Below are 18,143 nucleotides of genomic sequence, written 5' to 3' on the forward strand. Positions count from 1 at the left end.
GTCAGAGGAAAGAGCGATGAGGGAAACTGTTTTTAGCTTGTGGAAGGGGCTTCTTGATGAAGTCGTTCGCTCTTCCTCTGATTTGGGTTTTATTCGGTACTATCAGGCTCTGTCTTCATGGATCATCAGTCATACCCATGACTTCGGGGCCGAGTTGCTGGAGCAAAGCGGCCTGTCCGTGTTGGCTCGTCTGGACCCGACTCGCTACCTATCGACGAATCCAGATATTGGCCTGGACCTGGAGTTGGCTCGTCTGTCTTCTGTTGCGCCGAAATCCATGGAGTCTGTTGCTATGATTCTGCGCGATACGCTGCTGGATATGGTGACAGTGTGGTCTGCTAGGGACTGTCGAAGCTGCCAAGGACCGATGCGTGTCATGGTGGCTTTGTCGGGCGATGAACGACGCCTCTTCTTGAGTTGTCGCGACTGTGCCCATGAGGAATGGCAAGACGGTAGCCGGGTGGAAATTCGGGTGAGGCGTGTTCTTCCCGCGACGATGGAGGATATCGCTGGACTCGTGTTGTAGCCCTTGCGGGAATTCTGTGACGTAAACGGAAGCGGTGAGTCTTCTTCGCAAGGCGTAGGTGTCCGCTTCGTGGGCGGAGCAGACTCGATGCTCGTGTGCCGGCACAAGCTTGCCGGAGCCTGTGTTTTGTTTGTTGTTGTGAGCTATCGAAATCCCGAAGCCTAGGTCTTCTCTCGCATGTGGCTTGTCAGACCATGACGGAAAGGCCCACTCCAGATAGGAGAGAGCTGTGGGATGGCGCTGGATAACATCGAGCGCATGAGGCATCCGGAGTGAAGGTGCTGCTGGAAGTTACCCTGGATGAGTGAGGTATTGCATAAGGTGTTTCCGGAGGAAGTGCCTGATGGTTTCGATCTCCCGCTGCGCAAAGTGCTCCTCAAAGAGATATCCGTTAGGTCGGCCGCTTGTGCGCTGGAGATGACTTTGGGGCGCGATTTCGCGTGCGTCCTCCAGATGGGTTTGGCGCGGAGTCACAAGCCGAGATGATCCGTGAAGGAGTGGCTGAGTTTCGACGCCCGTTAGGGTTGGCAGGGTACGGCGAGCAACGTTGAGTTGTCTCGTTCAGGTCGTCGCAAAGTTCGCGGCGTGGTTAGTGTGGCTCTTATGAGCAGTTCAAAGAGTTGCTGCGCCCCTTGGTTGGAGAAGTAGGGCTCACTGGGGCGAGGGCTGGATGTCCATCGACGGCAGGGGCGTTGAACCCATCGACTTGGGCCTGACGGCGAGCAACCGCAGGCCGTTGGCCACTACGAGCAACGTGCTTCCCTCATGCAACACCACTGCATGGCTGATCTGCGTCAGGCCGAAGAGGGTCGCGATGATGAGCACCGCGCTGATGCCCAGCGCGATGACCAGGTTCTGCTTCATCACCGCCGTGGCTTGACGCGCCAGTCCCAATGCGAAGGGCAGACGGGACAGGTCGTCGCTCATCAGCACCACATCCGCCGTCTCCAGCGCTGCATCAGAGCCCGCTCCACCCATCGCCACGCCCACCGCCGCGGCCGCGAGCGCGGGCGCGTCGTTGACTCCGTCGCCCACCATGGCCACCGAGCCCTGGCGCCCCATCTCGCGCACGGCCGTCACCTTGTCGGCTGGCATCATCGGCGCTCGCGCCTCGTCGAGCCCCACCTGCGCTGCGATGGACTTCGCTACTCGCGCATTGTCTCCGGACAACATCACGGTCCGGGTGATGCCCTGCTGCTTGAGCGTCTCGATGACATGCCGCGCTCCTGCTCGCACGGTGTCCGCGACTCCGAGCACTCCGAGGTAGCGCCCTGCCTTGCGCACCACCATCGTCGTCTGCCCCGCCTCCTCCAGCCGGTCCACCTGCGCCTTGATGTCGGAGGGAACCGCGTCCCCCTCGAACAGCGCCAGGCTGCCCACGTCCACCAGCGCGTCACCCACCTTCGCGCGCAGGCCCTTGCCGTGGATGGCTTCCATGTCGCTTCCGGCCGGAGCCTGGATGCCTCTCGCTGATGCGGCCTCCACCACGGCGTGTGCCAACGGATGCGCCGAGAGCGCCTCTACCGCCGCCGCCGTCCCGAGCAGCTCCTCGTCCGTCACGCCCTCCACCGGCGCCGTGCTGAGCAGCTTCGGCTTGCCCACCGTGAGCGTGCCTGTCTTGTCGAAGGCGATGGCATTCACCTTCCCGAGCAGCTCCAGGTAGATGCCGCCCTTGATGAGAACTCCTCCTCGCGCCGCCGCAGCCACCGCGGACAACACGGCCGATGGCGTTGAGATGGCCAGCGCACACGGAGACGCGGCGACGAGCAGTGACACCGCGCGCAGAATCGCCTCCTTCAGCGGCATCCCCATCAGCACGAGCACCACGGGGAACACCACCGCGCCAATCATCACCAGCGGCGCGAACGTGCGCTCCAGCCGCTGCGCGAAGCGCTGATTCGGCCCCTTCTGGGCCTCGGCCTCGGCCACCATGTCCACCACTCGCGCGAGCACCGATTCCGACGAGAGCCGCGTGACTTCCACCTCCAGCAGCGCCTCGCAGTTCACCGTTCCGGAGAACACCTCGTCGCCCGGCTTCTTCGGGACGGGCATGGACTCACCGGTGATGGCGGCCTGCTCCAGTGAGCTCTTTCCCTCGCGGATGATGCCGTCCAGGGGAACGCGGTCTCCCGGACGGACGACGACGCGGTCTCCTCGCAGCACCTGCGCCACGGGCACTTCCACCAGCTCGCCACCCCGACGCACCCGGGCCACCTCGGGACGCAGCGCGCCGAGCGACTCGATGGAGCGCCGCGCACGGTCCATCGCCCGGTGCTCCAGCGCGTGACCCGCGCTGAACAGGAAGAGGAGGAAGGCTCCCTCGAACCAGGAGCCCAGCACCGCAGCTCCCAGCGCGGCCACGACCATCATCGTCTCGATGTCGATGCGCAGTTGGAGCAGCGACTTCACCGAGCCCCGGATGGCGAAGAACCCACCACTCAGGATGGACAGCCCCCACACCACGGTGGGTACCAGCGCGGGTACGGGCGCGAAGCGCTCCAGCAGCCAGCCCGCGACGAGCAGTACGCCCGAGGCCACCACCAGCGGCATCTCCAGGAGCGGCGCCAGCCCGCCTCCGTGCGCGTGGTGCGAACACGCATGGCCGTGGCTCGGCACCTCCAGCGTGTAGCCGAGCTTCTTCGCCCCGGTCTCGATGCCCTTCAGCGAGATATCTTCACTGTCGTACTCCACGACGAGCCGCTCGCTCGCATACGCCACGTTCGCGGACAGCACGCCCGGGAGCTTGCCGAGCCCATGCTCGATGGCGGTCGCCGAGTCGGCCGAACTCATTCCTCGAACGAACCACGTGTGGCTCTTGTACCGCTTCGCCACCTGCTCACCCGTGCGCTTCACCGTCGTCAGCAGCGCCGCCGGATTCACCAGCCCGGGGTTGTAGTGGAGACAGACCTCCGCATAGCCCTGGTCCCGGCGCAGGTGCACATCGATGACACCGTGGTGTGCCTCAAGCGCTGCCTCCAGCTTCTGGAAGCGGCCCGCATCGTCCGTCTCGCCCGGCAGTGCGTCCTCCAGGTCGAGCTGGAGCGCCACGCCTCCGCCTTCCGCCGCGCGGTAGCCCGGCGGTCGGACGCGCTTCGGCTTCGGGTGATGATGGTGATGCCCATGGTCCCCATGGTCGTGGTCGCAGGCGGCCCCGTGCTCATGCGCGGCGGCAGGCCCGTGGTCGTGGTCGCACCCCGGACCGTGCTGGTGTGCATCGCCACCGTGCGCGTGGTCATGCCCGTGCTGATGCGCGTCTCCACCGTGCGCCGCATGGTCATGCGTGCACCCAGGCCCGTGGACGTGCTTCTCCGCGCGCTTGGGTCCAATGATTTTCAACCCCTTCAGCACGGGCTTCGCGGCGGCCGGCTTCACCGCCGCGAGGGACGGCCCGTGGCCATGTCCGTGGTCATGCTTGCAGTCCGGTCCGTGGACGTGGGCGGCCTGGGCATCGGTCTTCTTCTGCTCGGACATGGCGTCTTCTTCCTGAAGCTGAAACCTAGTGGCGGTGTCCGCCGTGCTTGCGGGCAGGGGCGGGAGCGGGAGCCGAAGCACGCACCGGCTCCTCCTCCTCCTCGTGGTGGTCCTCGTCCTCGTGCTCCTCTGGAATCGGCTGCGTGAAGCGCTGCCCCGCGACCTCCAGGGTGAACGCCTTGCACTCCGGAGGAACGTCGAACTCCAGCACCGCGGGGAGCCGACCCTCGTACGACTTCAGCGCCTTACCCTGCTCGTCGTAGATGGTCCCACCCGCGGCCACCGTCATCGTCTCGTCCACCAACACCGCCACCAGCTCCGCCATCTCCTCCATGCGGTCGGCGATGCGGTGGCACCACAGATGGCCCACACCCGGATACGTCTCGTGGGAAATCTCCTCCATCTGCTCCTCGTCCACCTGGTCGCCCACGCCGACGAAGACGAAGCTCATCCGGGGCAGCCGGCCCGCCGCGATCTCCTTCGCCACCTGCGTGGCGTAGGCCCGCACGTCGTTGCCGTCCGACAGCTGCGAGTCGGTGATGATGACCGCCAGCCCCCGACGCGCACCCGTCTGCACCTGCTGCTTCATGTGCGCCACGAAGTCGCGCAGCACCGGCAGCATCACCGTGGCCTTGCCGTAGGCCCTCGGCCCCGGGAAGCGGAAGTCCTTGGCCTGCACCGCCGACAGCAGCCCCACCTCCTCCAACTGGCTGCCATCCCCGGTGGCCCAGTACGCCACGCGCACCTGCCCGTCGCGGTCCTTGCTGGCCAGGTACTCCAACATCCACCGCATCTGCGGCTCGACCAGGTTCTTCACCGGCGCCAGCTTGGCCAGCACGCCACGAGGACCGTACTCATCCTCCATGCTCGCCGAGCCATCCATGTAGAGGGCCACGTCCAACCCCTCCACCGTGGGGTCATGCAGCAGCGTGGCCACCACCTTGTTCCCCATCCGATGCACGTCCGAGAACGGACGCACGATGACTTCGTGCCCGGCCATCAGTGATGGTCCTCGTCTTCCTCGTGGTGGTCCTCGTCCGGCAGCGGCTGGGTGAAGCGCTGGCCGTTCACTTCCAGCGTGAAGCTCTCCGCGCCCTCGGGCACGTCGAACTCCAGCACCGCGGGCAGGCGGCCCTCATACGTCTTCAGCACCTGACCCTTGTCGTCGTAGATGGTGCCGCCCGCGGCCACCGTCATGTTCTCGTCGACCAGCACCGCCACCAGCTCGGCGACCTGGTTGATCTCCTTCGCGATGCGGTGGCACCACAGGTGACCCACGCCCGGGTACTCCATGTGGGCAATCTTCTCGAGCTGCTCCTCGTCGATGGCGTCACCCACGCCCACCAGCACGAAGTTCAGCCGGGGCAGCCGGCCCGCCGCGATGTCCTTCGCCACCTTCTCGGAGAAGGCCTCCACCTCGTCGGCGTCATGGAGCTGACCGTCCGTGACGATGACCGCGCAGCCGCGACGCGCGCCCTGCGGCACCTGCTCCTTGAGGTAGCGCACGTAGTCCTTCAGCGCAGGCGCCATGAACGTGTGGCTGCCGAGCTTCTTCGCGCCGGGGAACTTGTACTGCTTGACGTCCACGCCCTTGAGCTCGCCCACCACCTCGACGTCCTTGCCGGAGGCTCCGCTGGCCCAGTACGCGACGCGGAGCATGCCGTTGCGGTCCTTGGTGGCCAGGTACTCCAGCATCCACTGCACCTGCGGCTCCACCTGGTTGGCGGGGTCCTTCAGGGGCGCGCCGCGCAGCCACTCCAGGAAGGAGCGATTGGGACGTTCGTACTTGTACTCCTCCTGCATGCTGCCGGACGCGTCCATGTAGATGGCGACGTCCAGACCCTCGACGGTGGGGTCGTGCAGCAACACCGCACGTACCTTCCCCTCCTCGACGTGAAGATCCGAAAACGGCTCGACCGGCTTCTCGTGACCCATCGTTCCCCCTGCCAGGTTGGGGGGGCGAGGCTATCACCTTCCGGCGGGGTTCCACGCCCTCGCGAAAGGCGCCCTCAGTCCTCGAAGTCGGACATCCAGTCGGGCTTCTTCGCGGCCCCCGGCGCAGAGGGCGGGGACGGCTCACGCTGGGTCTTCGCCGAGGGAGCCGCCGGGCGTGGCCTCGCTCCGAAGTCCTCCATCCAGGAGGGCGTCCCGGGCCGCGCCGAAGGCGGTGGCGCTGACGGCTTCGCACGGGTGAGCCGGGGCTTCGCCGCTTCGGGATGCGCCGCCGCGTGCGCGTTCAGGAAGTCCTGCATCCAGTCGCTCGGACGCGGAGGCTTGGGCGGCGCGCGTGGGGGCAGGGGACGCTGGGGCGCGGGGCTCGTCACTCGCGGCGCCGACACCACGGGTGTGCCACCGCCCGCGCGGACTCGCGAGCGAAGCGCACGCTCCGCTTCCGTGGGCCACCCCGGCAGCGCGGCCAGGGCCTGACGCGCCAGCTCCAGGAACGCGGGCGCACTGGCCTCCGGAGGAATCTTCACCTTCTCCGCGCGCAGCCACTCCGCCATGCGCGTGAGCAGGCCCGGGTGCTGACGGCGCAGGATGGCCACGTCGCCCTTCACCTCGTACCCGCGCAGCTCCAACTCGGCGATGGCCATGGCGCGGCTGGGCACGGGCAGCTCCATCCGGGCCAGCGCCTCCGGTCCACGGTTCGCCCCCGCGTCCTCCTGGAGTTGGGTGAGCACGTCGTGGAGCATGCGCGCCACCATGGGGCCGTTGGAGGCATTGCCCATCTGGAGCTCCGGCGGCACCGACGGCCACGCGAGCACCAACCCCTGTCCCTGCGCGATGACGTCCGGTCGGTCTCCCGGCAAGAGCGCGACATAGCCACGAGGCGCGGTGGCGCTCTCCGGTGTCTGCGCGTAGTGGAACGCGTCCGCCGCCCCATGCGTCAGCCCCGCGAGCATGTCTCCGCGAGTCACCGTGAGCTGCCCCGGCACGCGCTGCGGCGAGGTGCCCGGCCACGGACCCGACAGGTGCCCGTAGAGGTACACCGGGTCGTTGAATCCCTCGGCGTCCGCGGGATGCTCGACGAGCTCGATGGAGAAGAAGAACAGCTCCGACGCGGCGATGTGCCGAGGCGTGCGCCCGGAGGCGACTTCGTGGTGCGTGAGCTGCGCGCGCGCGGCGGCCGGCAACAGGCCCCGCTCGCTCGCGGGCACCACGTGGAGTCCGCCCAGCGCATCCAAGCCCACCAGCCACTCCGGCTCCAGGACATGATTCGAGTCCAGCCGGAAGGCGTCCACCACGTGCGCAATCTCGGAGGCGTCCGACTGGACGGGCTCCGGTGGCGTGGCGGCGTGGGGGATGAAGTAGCGGGGCAGGTTCACGGCGGCGGCGTCAGGCTCCCGCAACCGCGCGGACCACGCAAGCGCGGCACGGCCCCTTGAGTCAGTCCCAGGCGCCCGCGTGGACGTCTCGTGCCTCCTGCAAGGCGATGGGGCCTTCCACCTCGGTGGGGCTGCTGCCCCGCTCGAAGACCTCCCGGCACGACATGGCGAGCCCACCCCGGGCCGTACCCACCCGCTTCGCGAACTCCACCGACGACAGGGAGAACACCACCCGTCGCACGCCGCCCCAGAAGATGGCGCCCGCGCACATGGCACACGGCTCCGTGCTCGCGTACATCGTGCAACCCGCGAGGACCTCCGGCGCGAAGCGCTTCGTCGCGTCCCGCATCAGGTTGGACTCCGCGTGGCCCGTGCAGTCCCGCTGCGTCGCCACCGTGTTCTCGCCCTCCAGCAGCACGTTGCCCTGCGCGTCCACCAGCACCGCTCCGAAGGGTTGGTCCCCACGCGCCCTGGCACGGCGCGCCGCTTCGATGGACCGCAGCAGGAATCGGGTTTCCTCGGGACGTATGGGCCAGCCTCCGGTTCGGGGCGGCAACCTAGCGATGCACCCGGGACAGCGCCACGGTTCCACGGGGAGGAGGGACGTCGGCTCCTCGACCCGCGCCGTGTGTCCCCGGGGGGCTGGATGCGAGTCCAGCTCCCCAAGGCACGTTCAGCGGTTACTGGTCGTCGCAGGGGGTGCCCAGGCGGATGCCCTCGTACACGCCCAGGTCGTTGTAGATGAGCGGCAGGTTCTCCTCGACGGGGACCTGGCGCAGCTCCAGCGACTTCTTCGTGTTCTCAATCCAGACCGACGACTTCGCCTTGTCCAACACCAGCCGGAGGTCGCCCTTCTTGGTGGAGAAGATTTCACCTTCCGAGTCGGAGATGACGTTGGTCATCTTCTGTGGCTTGAGCGCGCCACGCGGACCGATGAAGACGCGGTAGTTCTTCTGGTCCGTGGTGCGGATGCCCTTGTCCACGAAGTAGTAGTTGCCCTTGGTGTCGCGCAGCAGCGCATACGGCGCGAACTGCTGCGGGCTGGGGGCATACGTGGCCTTGCGCAGCAGCTCCGCGGCCTCGCCAGGCGCCATGATGGTGAGCGGCACGTTCTTCTCGCCGCACCGCACCGCGCAGGTCTTCTCCTTGCGGTCGTAGTCCACCTCGGAGACGACGCGCCAGTCCTGGCCCCGGAAGTTGGGGTTGGAGTCCTTGCGGAAGAAGCGCGGCTCCAGGAAGTTGGTGCCGGAGGTGTACGGCAGCGCGGGCACCTCGAAGAAGGTCTTCCCGTCGCCGTAGTAGAGCACGTCCCGACCGCGCTCATCGTCGTCGGGACTCACGACGGAATAGTGCCCCTTGCCGTCGGTGCAGACGGTGGTGGCCTCCATGATCATCTTCTGGCCCAGGTTCTCCTCCTTGCCCCAGGGGGGCTGGAGGGTCTCGGCGGCGAAGGACGCGCTACAGGCGAGTGACGCCGCCACGGCGGCGATACGCTGGAAGTTCATCTGAGGTCTCTCGGACTAAAGGTTCGTCTTGTAGAACTTCTTGGCGAACGTCTCCTGATTGGAGGCGTCGCGAGAGGTGGTCCAGATGAGGCGCTGGGCGTCGAACTTCGGCTCCAGGCTCGCGCCCAGGCGGCAGCTCACCTGCTTCACCTTCTCCTTCACGGTCTGCCTGGCGACATTGGAGACGGTGCACAGGTCCTTGAGGACGCTGAGCGAGGGCTCACAGTAGCCGCTGATGCTCAGCTCCTTGAGCTGGTCGTCGGTGATGCTGCTCCAGTCGATGCTCGCCGCCACGGAGGTGCCACAGGCGTTGTTCATCTCCTGGAGCGTGGCGCCATAGTCCTTGTCGTGGCGCGCCATCTCGCCCTTGCGGTCGAACGCCATCAGCTTCTCCAGCGTGCCGTCCGCCTGCTGCTTCTGGTGCTGCTTGTAGACCTCCTCCGCGTTGAGCGCCTTGGTGCGCTTCTCGTCGAAGGAGACGCGAATCTCCTTGGCGCGCCCCGGCACGTTCAGCTCGTAGCTGGAGTTGCGCATGTACAGCACCGTGTAGCCCCGGCCCTTCCACTGCGTCACATAGTTGTGCTGCTCGGTGCTGTTGGTGCTCCAGTCCTTGAGCTCGAAGGGCAGCACCTTGCCGTCAAGCTCGGAGCCCGTGCCCTGCACACGCAGGATGTACTTCTTGGACGAGCGCGGGCTGAGGGGCACGACGGCCACTTCCTCGCCCTCGGAGCCGGAGTACACCTTGCCGGCTTCAACGGGGGACGCCGCGAGGCTGGAGGTGGCCCCCAGCAACAGCGTGGTGACGAATACCGCGACCATGTTTCTCAAGCGATTCACCTCATGAGGCAGGGGCCCGTCCCATCCGGACGGCGCCATGTGTCAGAACTCGATGTCGTGCTGCTTGCAATACTTCCGGACCCGGGCCTGCTCCAGCCGGGGGACCTTGGGCCATTGGGCCTTGGCGTTGCTCAGGTCTCCCTGCCGGCAGAAAGCCCGGGTGAGCAGCGAATAAGACGCCAGAGGGATGACCTTGGGTTCCCGCCGCTGGCTGCTGCGCGCCAGACGGATGGCCTCCAGGGTGTCCCCCCCGTTTAAAGCACGCTCCGCGTCCGCCAAAAGCTGCCGCACCTCGTCAGAGAGCTTTTCGGAAGGCTCGGGTCTGGTGGAAGGACGCGTGGAGGGGGGCGGGTTCTTCGCCGCCACACCGCTGGGGTCGTCCGGAGGCGGGTCCACCGGCGTCGGCGTTCCGGTGGACGGAGGCGTCCCCGTGGTGCCCTGGTTGCCGGTGGCGACGACGGTCGGAGGGGTGCCCGTGCTTCCCTGCGTGCCCGTGGCGTTCTGCGGGGGAGTGGTGCCCTGGTTGCCCGTGGCGACGGGCTGTCCCGGCGGGGGCGTGGTGCCTCCGGTCGACGTGGTGGGCTGGGGACGGGTGAACCACCAGCCGCCTCCGGCCACGACGACGAGCGCCGCCACGATGAGCGCGGCCACCGGAGCGCGGCTCTTCGGTACCGACGGGGGAGGCATGGCCACCGGGTGGACCACGGCGGCGGCGCTCGCGGGCTGGACGGCGCCGGGCTGCAGGGTGGGGGACGGCGGGAGGTAGCTCTGGGGCGCGACGGGCGGCGGCAGGGCCGGCGCCTGCTGGGAGATGAGCGTGGGGTCCAACCCCGGAGGGTCCATCAAGGGCGCGGCCCGAGGTGAGGCGGGCTGGGCGAGCCCCATCTGTCCGGTGCCCCCGGCGGCGAACCCCGCGGGCTGGACGAGCCCCATCTGCCCGGTGCCTCCAGCGGCGAACCCCGCGGGCTGGACGAGCCCCATCTGCCCGGTGCCTCCCGCGGCGAACCCCACGGGCGCGGCGGGCGGGACGATGCCCATGCTCCCGCTGCTGCCCGGGGCCATGGTGTCCTCGAAGCCCTCGCGGCCCGTGTCGGGGCCCTTGCGTCCGCTGCCAGGCGCCAGCGTGTTGGACAGCGAGGGCGGGCCCTCGGAGGGCAGGGCGATTCCGGACGGCGAGCCGGTGTGGCGCGGCTGCCCGGAGTGGGAGCCCGCGGCCGGGCTGAGCGTGTGCAGGGGGCTGCCGGTGAGGTCCTCCACGAAGGAGGCGATGTCCGGGTAGCGGTCCTCGATGCGCTTGGACAGGGCCTTGTCCACGGCGGCGATGGCGTGGGCCGGGGCCTCCGGACACAGCGGAGCGAGCGGCGCCGCCGGCTCGTAGACGACGCGGAAGATCATCTGGGCGATGCCCCCCGCGCCGAACGCGGGCGTGCCCGTCATCATCTCGTAGACGATGCAGCCCATCGCGAAGATGTCCGTGCGGGCGTCAATCTCGCGATTCCTGCCCTGGGCCTGCTCGGGCGACATGTACTGCGGCGTGCCGATGAGCATCGCCTCCTGCGTCTGCACCGTGCCGGAGTCGAGGACCTTGGAGATGCCGAAGTCGAGCAGCTTGAGCCGCTCGCCCACCACGCCTCCGGAGTCCGTGGGCACCAGGAAGACGTTGGCCGGCTTCAAGTCGCGGTGGACGATGCCCGCGCCGTGGGCGGCCTGGAGCGCCGAGCCCATCTGCCGCGTGAAGGAGTAGACGTCGTGCAAGGGCAGCCGCCCGCGCTCCAGTCGGGACTGGAGGCTCTCTCCGCGCAGGAACTCCAACACCAGGAACGGGGTGCCGTCCTCCAGCGTGTCGTAGTCGAGCACCTCGACGATGTTGGGGTGGCCCAGCCGGGAGGCAATCTCCGCCTCCCGGCGGAAGCGCGCGAAGATTTCGGCGGTGAGGTGGTCTCCACCGCGCAGCACCTTCACCGCGACCTGCTTGCCCGGGAGGCGCAGGTGTTGGGCCAGGTACACCGAGCCCATTCCTCCTCGCCCCAGGATGGAGAGGACCTTGTAGGTATTGCGCAGGACCGTATCGATGGACAGGTCACCGTCGGACGGTCGATTCATGGGGCTGTGGCTCGCACGGGATTCTCAGGGGTGTTCCTCCCCATTCCATCCTCCCACCCCACCCTCTAGCAACCCTCACGAGGCGGGATTCCGGACGGAGGCCCTCTTGGGCGGTGAGAACCCCTGGTGGCTTTCCGCCAGCCTGCTAAGGAGGCAGCCTGTATGACGAAAGTCGCGCCCCCCAAGGACTTGCTCGAGGTCCGCGTCCGCCGCATCCATCGCCGGGACCTCAACCGGACCTGGGAGTTCCTCAAGCTCGTCTTCCGCGACGTCAACCGCGAGACGGTCGAGTACCAGCGCCCCCGCTCCAAGCGCCGCTTCATGGAGGTCTACACCTCCGAGTGGATTGAGCAGCTGCTCTACGAGGTGGACGGGGTCATCGTCGGCTACTCCGAGTGCGCCTTCGAGGCCACCGGCGACGACAACTGGGTGAACCCCCGCTGGTTCGAGAAGCGCGGCATGCGACCCCTCTTCGTGGAGGAGCTCGCGGTGCACCCGGATTACCAGGGGCGCGGGGTGGGCAGCTTCATGTTGGATCAGCTCCAGCATCTGGCCCGCACGCGAGGCTGCACGCACCTGGTGCTGGAGGTGGCGGAGAACAACGAGGCCGCGCTGGCGTGGTACCGGGCGCGGACGTTCTACAAGCTCGACGCCGCCATCTTCCTCGCGCAGAAGGTGCCGGGAGAGCCGGAGCTGCTTCCGCCGCGTCGAATCAAGCGCCGGACGAAGGCGACCGAGGGCGAGGCCACCTCGCCCAACACCGGGCCCATGCCGGAGACCCCCGCGCCGCGCGGTGGCGCGCGCAAGGGTCGCGCTCCCGCGGCGAAGAAGGGGAGCTGAGCGTCAGGGCGCCTTCGCGGGGCTCGCGAGGGTGCGGCTGAAGAAGCGCTCGGCGTCCTGGCCGAGCTGGCGGTGCAGCTTCACGCGGTCCACCCCCGGCGGGTCCACGCAAATCTCCGGGGTGTGCTTCGCCATCTCCGGTCGGCACGGCGCCAGGAACACGAAGTGCCCGGCCTTGGGCACCTGCGTGTACTCGGGAGGCTGGGGCAGTGCGTCGCGGACCCGGATGGCCTGGGCGGCGCCGTCGAGCACCTCGTCCTGCTCCGCCGAGTACAACCGGACGGGCACCTTCACGTCCTTCAGTCCGGCCCCGTCGAAGAAGACGCCCACGGGCGCCATGACGAAGAGGGAGCGGATGCGCGGCTCATGGGTTCCGCCGCGCAGCTCGGGACGGACGGCGCGCACGACCTTCATCTCGGTGCACAGGACGCTCTTCGCGTGCGCGGCCTCTTCGCAGTAGGGCCCGAGCTTGCCGAAGTCCGGTGACGCGCCCCCGAGCAGGAGCACCGTGTAGCCACCCATGGAGAATCCCATGGCACCCACGCGCGCCGGGTCCACGAGCGGGCCGAGCGTCGCGTCCGCGAGCACCGAGTCCAACAGCGTCCGCACCTGCCACGCGCGTCCCAGGAACACCTCGTCCGTGCCCGAGCGAGCGCCGTCACCATGCGTGTTGCCCGCGTGGTCCAGCGAGGCGACGACGTAGCCCTTGCGCGCGAGCGCCGACGCCAGGTCGCTGTGTCCCCATCGCGTGCCCATGTGGCCGTGCGAGATGAGCACCAGCGGATGGCGTCCGGAGACGGGCGGCAGGTCCTTGCTCGCGTCGAGCTGGAGCAGGTCCATGGGGATGGGCTTGGAGGGCTGGGTTGCGGGATAGAGCACCACGCCGCGCAGGGGCCCGCCGTTCACCGGGTCCTTCAAGGCCAGCTCGCGGTAGCCCACGCCTCGGATGGCGGAGGCGGAAGCGGAGGCCGCCACGAGCAGGGCGGCGAGCGCGAAGGCCCTGGGAAGCGCGGTGCCGCTGAGTCGTCCGGAAGTCTTCATGGCCTCCTTATCGTCCGAACCGGACTTCGATTGCAGCGTCCGAGGGTGACGCGGGCCGACACGCGTCCGGTCGCACCGTCAGAAGCTCCGCGTGCCGAGCAGCTCGAAGGTGTTGCGGTAGACGTGCGCGGGCCCCTCGCCACGCCTGTGAGCAAGGGGCCTGCGCGCTCGCTCCGCTCAAGCGGGCAGCGGAGCCGTGGAGCCCTGCGTCGCCGCGGTCACCGGAGGCGTGGCCGGAGCTTCGCTGGAGGCGGCGTGCGGCGCGGGGAGAATGGTCGACTCGCCCATCGTCTCGCCGTGCTGGCTCAAGTCGAGCCCCTGCTCCTCCTGCTCGCGGGTGACGCGCAGCGGGACGATTCGGTCCACCAGCTTGTAGAGCAGGTACGAGCCGATGAACGAGAAGGCGGACACCAGCGCGAGCGCCACCATGTGCATGAAGAACGTCTTCGTCTCGCCGTGGATGAGCCCCACGTCCTTGGCCAGCACGCCGGTGAGCACCATGCCGACCACGCCGCCCAGGCCGTGGCAGGGGAAGACGTCCAGCGTGTCGTCGATGGACGTGCGGCTCTTGAAGTGCACCGCCGCGTTGCTCACGAAGCTGGCGACCAGGCCCACCATGATGCTCTGCCCCACGGTGATGAAGCCCGCGGCCGGCGTCACCGCGACCAGGCCCACCACCGCGCCCACGCACGCGCCCATCGCGCTCGGCTTGCGGTTGCGCAGCCAGTCGAAGGCAATCCAGCCCAGCATCGCCGCCGCGGACGCCGTGTTGGTGGTGGCGAAGGCCAGCGTCGCCAGCGACGAGGCGGACAGCGCCGAGCCCGCGTTGAAGCCGAACCAGCCGAACCACAGCATGCCCGTGCCCAGCATCACGAAGGGCAGGTTGGCCGGCGTGTGCGACGCGTTCTCCAGATGCACCTGCCGACGCCCCAGCACCAGCGCGCCCGCCAGCGCCGCGAAGCCCGCGGACATGTGCACCACCGTGCCGCCCGCGAAGTCCAGCACGCCCAACTGGCGCAGGAAGCCCTGCGGGTGCCACGTCATGTGCGCCAGCGGCGCGTAGATGACCAGCGTGAAGAGCACCATGAAGAGCACGTACGCCTTGAAGCGCACCCGCTCCGCGAAGGCTCCGGTGATGAGCGCCGGGGTGATGATGGCGAACTTGAGCTGGAACAGCGCGAACAGCAGCAGGGGAATGGTGGGTGCCAGGTCCGGGTGCGTCTCCCCACCCACGCCGCTGAACATGAAGAACGTCCGCGGGTCGCCGATGAAGCCGTGGAGGCTGTCACCGAAGCAGAGGCTGAAGCCCACCACCACCCAGAGCAGGCTGATGACCGCCATGGCGATGTAGCTCTGCAGCAGCGTGGACACGACGTTCTTCAGCCGCACCATGCCGCCGTAGAAGAACGACAAGCCCGGCGTCATCAACAGCACCAGCGCCGTCGCGGTGAGGATCCACGCCGTGTCCGCCGGGTTGATGGGGCCCCCCTGCTTCACCTGCGCCGCCGGCGTCACGAACATGCCCGCCACGCCCACTCCCACCAGCAGGGCCAGTGCCAACCACTTCTTCATCGCGTCACCCCAAGGAAGACTGACGCAATGCAGTATGGGGCCGATGTGGGCCAGATTCAACGCCCGGGAGTCTTATAGGTCATGGAGCAGGGCTAAATTCCTGGTGATTTGAGATAAATATCGAGGAATCTGGCCTGGATGCAGGTTCGTCTACTTCACGGTGATGCGGCCATCCTTGATGTCCAGGTCCTCGCCTCCCTTGAGGACGACGTTGCCCCCGTCCGTCTGGATGGTGCAGGGGCGCGCACCCTGGATGGTGACGGAGGCCGTCTGGCTCTTGCCGAACGAGACGGTGGTCCGCACGCCGCTGCACACCGCTGTCCATGTGTAGTCGCGCGAGTCGCGGTTGTAGTAGCGCACGGTGACGGCGGCCCACGCGGCCGACGACGCGAGCAGGCCGGCCACGAGGGTGGCTATCGAGAGCCTGGCTTTCATGTCCCATCCTCCCTTGAAGGAAATGGGCGCAGTCATACCCGGTGGCCCTGACGCGCGCTCGCCATGCGACGTGGACGTACCCGCCGGCGCGGCGCGCATCATCCCCGCGTGGAGTCCTACGCGGACATAGGAGTCGGTGAGGACGCGCGGCTCACGCGGGAGGCGCTGGTGAGGCCTGCTCCAACTGCTCGGGGTGGAGGTGGAACCAGCGGGCGATGAGCATCACCTCCTGGGCCTCGTGGGCGCGCAGGCCGAGCGTCTCGGGCTCCGGGCGCTCGAGGATTTCGCGGGCGCGAGCCTCCAGGGCCTCGCGCTCCTCGGGCGTGCGCGGCGCGGCTCGCTCGTCTCGCACGCTGCCCCGGCGCAGGATGTAGACGCGGTCCTCTCCGGCGTGGCCCGGCACCGTGTACACGAACGACAGTCGCTTCATCGTCCGGCCCAGGGAGACCATCCACTCGCGGAGGTTCTTCAGGCGCTCCGCGCGGTCCCTCAGCTCCGCCGCGTACTCGAACTGGAGGCGCCGGGCGGCCAGGGCCATGCGCTCGTGCAGCAGGGTGAGGGGGACGTCGGAGGTGCCCTCCAGGAAGGCGCGGGCCTGGGCGATGCGGGCGTCGTACTCCTCATGGGTGCAGCCGCCGGCACAGGGCGCGAGGCAGCGGGAGAGCTGGCCGCGCATGCACAGGGGCTCCTGCTTCAGCGGGAAGAGCTGCCCCTGGTTGGCCAGGCGCATGGGCGTGTCCGCCGCGCAGTCCCGCAGCTCGAGCAAGTCGTTCACCGCGCGCACCACGTCGGAGACGGCGCCCTGTCCCTGGAAGGGGCCGTAGTAGTCGCCACTCGCGCCGGTGACGCGCCCCACGACGTGCAGGCGGGGCACGGCCTCCCGGGTGAGATGCAGGAAGCAGTGGCCCCTGTCCCGCTTGTGCTCCACGTTGTAGAGCGGGCGGTGGAACTTGATGAGGCGCAGCTCGCGCAGCAGCGCGGCGAACTCGCTGGGCGTGTGCTCCCACTCCACCTGATGCGCGTGGGCGATGATGTCCGCCGCCTTGTCGCCGGGCTCCGCGCGAAAATAGGAGAGCAGCCGCGAGCGCACCCGCACGGACTTGCCCACGTAGAGCACCTCGCCCGAGGGCCCCAGCATCCGGTAGATGCCGGGCCGGTTCTCCGCATGCGCGCGGACGTGGTCGAGGAGTGAGGCGACGCGGGAAGACATCGTGAAGCGCGGGCGTGGCCCATGCGGGCCAGAGGACGATTCACCGTACACCTGGGGAAGGGCGACGTGCCGCATCCACCCTGGAGGGCCTCCCGCGCCTGACCGGGGAGCGGACGGGCCTCCCCGAGAAGCAGGACCCAGGCGAGCGTGGAAGGGCTCGTGGCTCGTCGCCGAGGCGGGTCCTTGTTCGACCTGCTCCTGGAGGGCCTCTGCAAGCCCTCCAGGTCCGGCGGCGCTACGCGGGCTCGATGAAGTTGAGCCGGTAGCCGTCCGGGTCGGTGACGATGACCTCCCGGGTGTGCCAGGGCTGGATGGCGGGGCCCTCCACCACGGCCCCCTGCGCCTGCGCCCGCAGGAGCAGCTCGTCCAGGCCGCTTTGTCCTTCGACGCGGAAGCCCACGAGCACGCCCAGTCCCCGCCGACCTTCCAACTGCAACTGGGTCGGAGGCGCGACGAGGTAGACGTCCACCGCGCCCGCCCACTGGAGGCGGACGAAGGGCGGCTCCGCCTGGGTCCGCTCGAAGCCGAGCGCCTCGTAGAACGCGAGCGAACGCGTCAGGTCCGAGACGAGCAGCTTGACGAAGGCCGGAATCACTTCACGAGGCCTTCGGCGACCAGCGCGGCCTGCACGTTCGGGCGAGCACCGACGCGCGCGTGGTAGGCCATCACCGCCGGGAACGGCTCCATGTCCAACTGCATGGGCTTGGTCCAGTTCAGCACGGTGAAGAGGTACGCGTCCGCCACGGTGAACTGCTCACCCATGAGGAAGGACTGCTTGGAGAGCAGCGCGTCCAGCGTCTTGAAGCGCGTGGCGAGCCGGTCCCTGGAGATCTTCTTCCCCTCGTCCGGAAACGCCGGGTTGAAGAGGGGGCCGAAGGACTTGTGGATTTCGGTGCCGATGAAGTTGAGCATCTCCTGGAGCTGGTAGCGCTCCAGGCTGCCGTTGGCCGGGGCCAGCTTCGCCTCGGGCGCCTGGTCCGCGAGGTACTGGACGATGGCGGGGCCCTCGGTCAGCACCGCGCCGTTGTCGAGCTGGAGGGCGGGGACATAGCCCTTGGGATTCACGGCGAAGAAGTCCGCGCCGGTCTCGGTCTTCTTGGAGCGCAGGTCGACCTTCTCGATGTCGAACTTCAGGCCCGCCTCACGCAGGACGATGTGCGGGGACAGCGAACAGGCACCGGACGAGTAGAAGAGCTTCATGGGAGCGGATTCCTCACGTGTGGGGTTCGACGCGCGCGCAGTTGTGCACCTTCCCGAGGAGGGATTCCACCCTTTCG

At 68.2% G+C, this 18,143-nt stretch carries 16 protein-coding genes; 2 read left to right on the forward strand and 14 right to left on the reverse strand.

The window, feature by feature from the left end; translation table 11 throughout:
* Nucleotides 1-16 precede the first annotated feature (16 nt).
* Nucleotides 17-526, forward strand: a complete 510-nt coding sequence (locus G4D83_RS40775; protein WP_163870350.1) for a hypothetical protein — start codon at nt 17-19, stop codon at nt 524-526.
* Nucleotides 527-1,177: 651 nt separating this feature from the next.
* Here G4D83_RS40775 and G4D83_RS40780 read toward each other — a convergent pair.
* The 8 genes from G4D83_RS40780 to G4D83_RS40815 all read right to left on the reverse strand — a co-directional run bounded on the left by G4D83_RS40780 (nt 1,178) and on the right by G4D83_RS40815 (nt 11,768).
* On the reverse strand, nt 1,178-3,997 hold the full coding sequence (locus G4D83_RS40780; RefSeq protein ID WP_163870351.1) for a heavy metal translocating P-type ATPase: 2,820 nt from the start codon (nt 3,995-3,997) through the stop codon (nt 1,178-1,180).
* Between the two features lie 25 nt (nt 3,998-4,022).
* Complete coding sequence (locus G4D83_RS40785) at nt 4,023-4,997, reverse strand: vWA domain-containing protein (protein ID WP_163870352.1); 975 nt, start codon at nt 4,995-4,997, stop codon at nt 4,023-4,025.
* Entirely contained in the window at nt 4,997-5,932 is a 936-nt protein-coding gene (locus G4D83_RS40790; RefSeq protein WP_163870353.1) for a vWA domain-containing protein, read from the reverse strand. Before G4D83_RS40790 ends, G4D83_RS40785 begins: the two co-directional genes overlap by 1 nt.
* A 74-nt stretch (nt 5,933-6,006) precedes the next feature.
* Nucleotides 6,007-7,323, reverse strand: coding sequence for a hypothetical protein (locus G4D83_RS40795; protein ID WP_163870354.1), 1,317 nt, complete (start codon nt 7,321-7,323; stop codon nt 6,007-6,009).
* A 61-nt stretch (nt 7,324-7,384) separates the two neighbouring features.
* Nucleotides 7,385-7,879 carry a nucleoside deaminase gene (locus G4D83_RS40800; protein ID WP_240357099.1) on the reverse strand — a complete coding sequence of 165 codons (495 nt, stop codon included), beginning with the start codon at nt 7,877-7,879 and terminating at the stop codon, nt 7,385-7,387.
* Between the two features lie 124 nt (nt 7,880-8,003).
* A complete protein-coding gene (locus tag G4D83_RS40805) occupies nt 8,004-8,828 on the reverse strand; it encodes a hypothetical protein (RefSeq protein ID WP_163870355.1) in 825 nt (274 codons plus the stop codon).
* Nucleotides 8,829-8,843: 15 nt separating this feature from the next.
* Entirely contained in the window at nt 8,844-9,647 is an 804-nt protein-coding gene (locus G4D83_RS40810; protein WP_240357104.1) for a hypothetical protein, read from the reverse strand.
* A gap of 60 nt (nt 9,648-9,707) precedes the next feature.
* Complete coding sequence (locus G4D83_RS40815; RefSeq protein WP_163870356.1) at nt 9,708-11,768, reverse strand: serine/threonine protein kinase; 2,061 nt, start codon at nt 11,766-11,768, stop codon at nt 9,708-9,710.
* A 162-nt stretch (nt 11,769-11,930) separates the two neighbouring features.
* Here G4D83_RS40815 and G4D83_RS40820 point away from each other — a divergent pair, with 162 nt between their 5' ends.
* Nucleotides 11,931-12,608: a GNAT family N-acetyltransferase gene (locus G4D83_RS40820; RefSeq protein ID WP_163870357.1), complete on the forward strand. Its 678-nt coding sequence runs from the start codon at nt 11,931-11,933 to the stop codon at nt 12,606-12,608.
* A gap of 3 nt (nt 12,609-12,611) precedes the next feature.
* On the opposite strand, the gene G4D83_RS40825 is transcribed toward G4D83_RS40820, so the two are convergent.
* From G4D83_RS40825 to gstA, 6 genes are all read right to left on the reverse strand, one after another.
* Complete coding sequence (locus G4D83_RS40825; RefSeq protein ID WP_163870358.1) at nt 12,612-13,649, reverse strand: alpha/beta hydrolase family protein; 1,038 nt, start codon at nt 13,647-13,649, stop codon at nt 12,612-12,614.
* Nucleotides 13,650-13,826: 177 nt separating this feature from the next.
* Entirely contained in the window at nt 13,827-15,221 is a 1,395-nt protein-coding gene (locus G4D83_RS40830) for an ammonium transporter (RefSeq protein ID WP_163870359.1), read from the reverse strand.
* Nucleotides 15,222-15,371: 150 nt separating this feature from the next.
* A complete protein-coding gene (locus tag G4D83_RS40835) occupies nt 15,372-15,656 on the reverse strand; it encodes a hypothetical protein (RefSeq protein WP_163870360.1) in 285 nt (94 codons plus the stop codon).
* A 151-nt stretch (nt 15,657-15,807) separates the two neighbouring features.
* Entirely contained in the window at nt 15,808-16,866 is a 1,059-nt protein-coding gene (locus G4D83_RS40840) for a UvrB/UvrC motif-containing protein (RefSeq protein ID WP_163870361.1), read from the reverse strand.
* Between the two features lie 235 nt (nt 16,867-17,101).
* Nucleotides 17,102-17,461, reverse strand: coding sequence for a VOC family protein (locus tag G4D83_RS40845; RefSeq protein WP_163870362.1), 360 nt, complete (start codon nt 17,459-17,461; stop codon nt 17,102-17,104).
* A complete protein-coding gene (gene gstA / locus G4D83_RS40850; protein WP_163870363.1) occupies nt 17,458-18,066 on the reverse strand; it encodes a glutathione transferase GstA in 609 nt (202 codons plus the stop codon). The genes G4D83_RS40845 and gstA overlap by 4 nt, the downstream gene beginning before the upstream one ends.
* Between the last annotated feature and the right edge of the window lie 77 nt (nt 18,067-18,143).

It is taken from the genome of Myxococcus eversor (assembly GCF_010894455.1).
GTDB lineage: Bacteria > Myxococcota > Myxococcia > Myxococcales > Myxococcaceae > Myxococcus > Myxococcus eversor.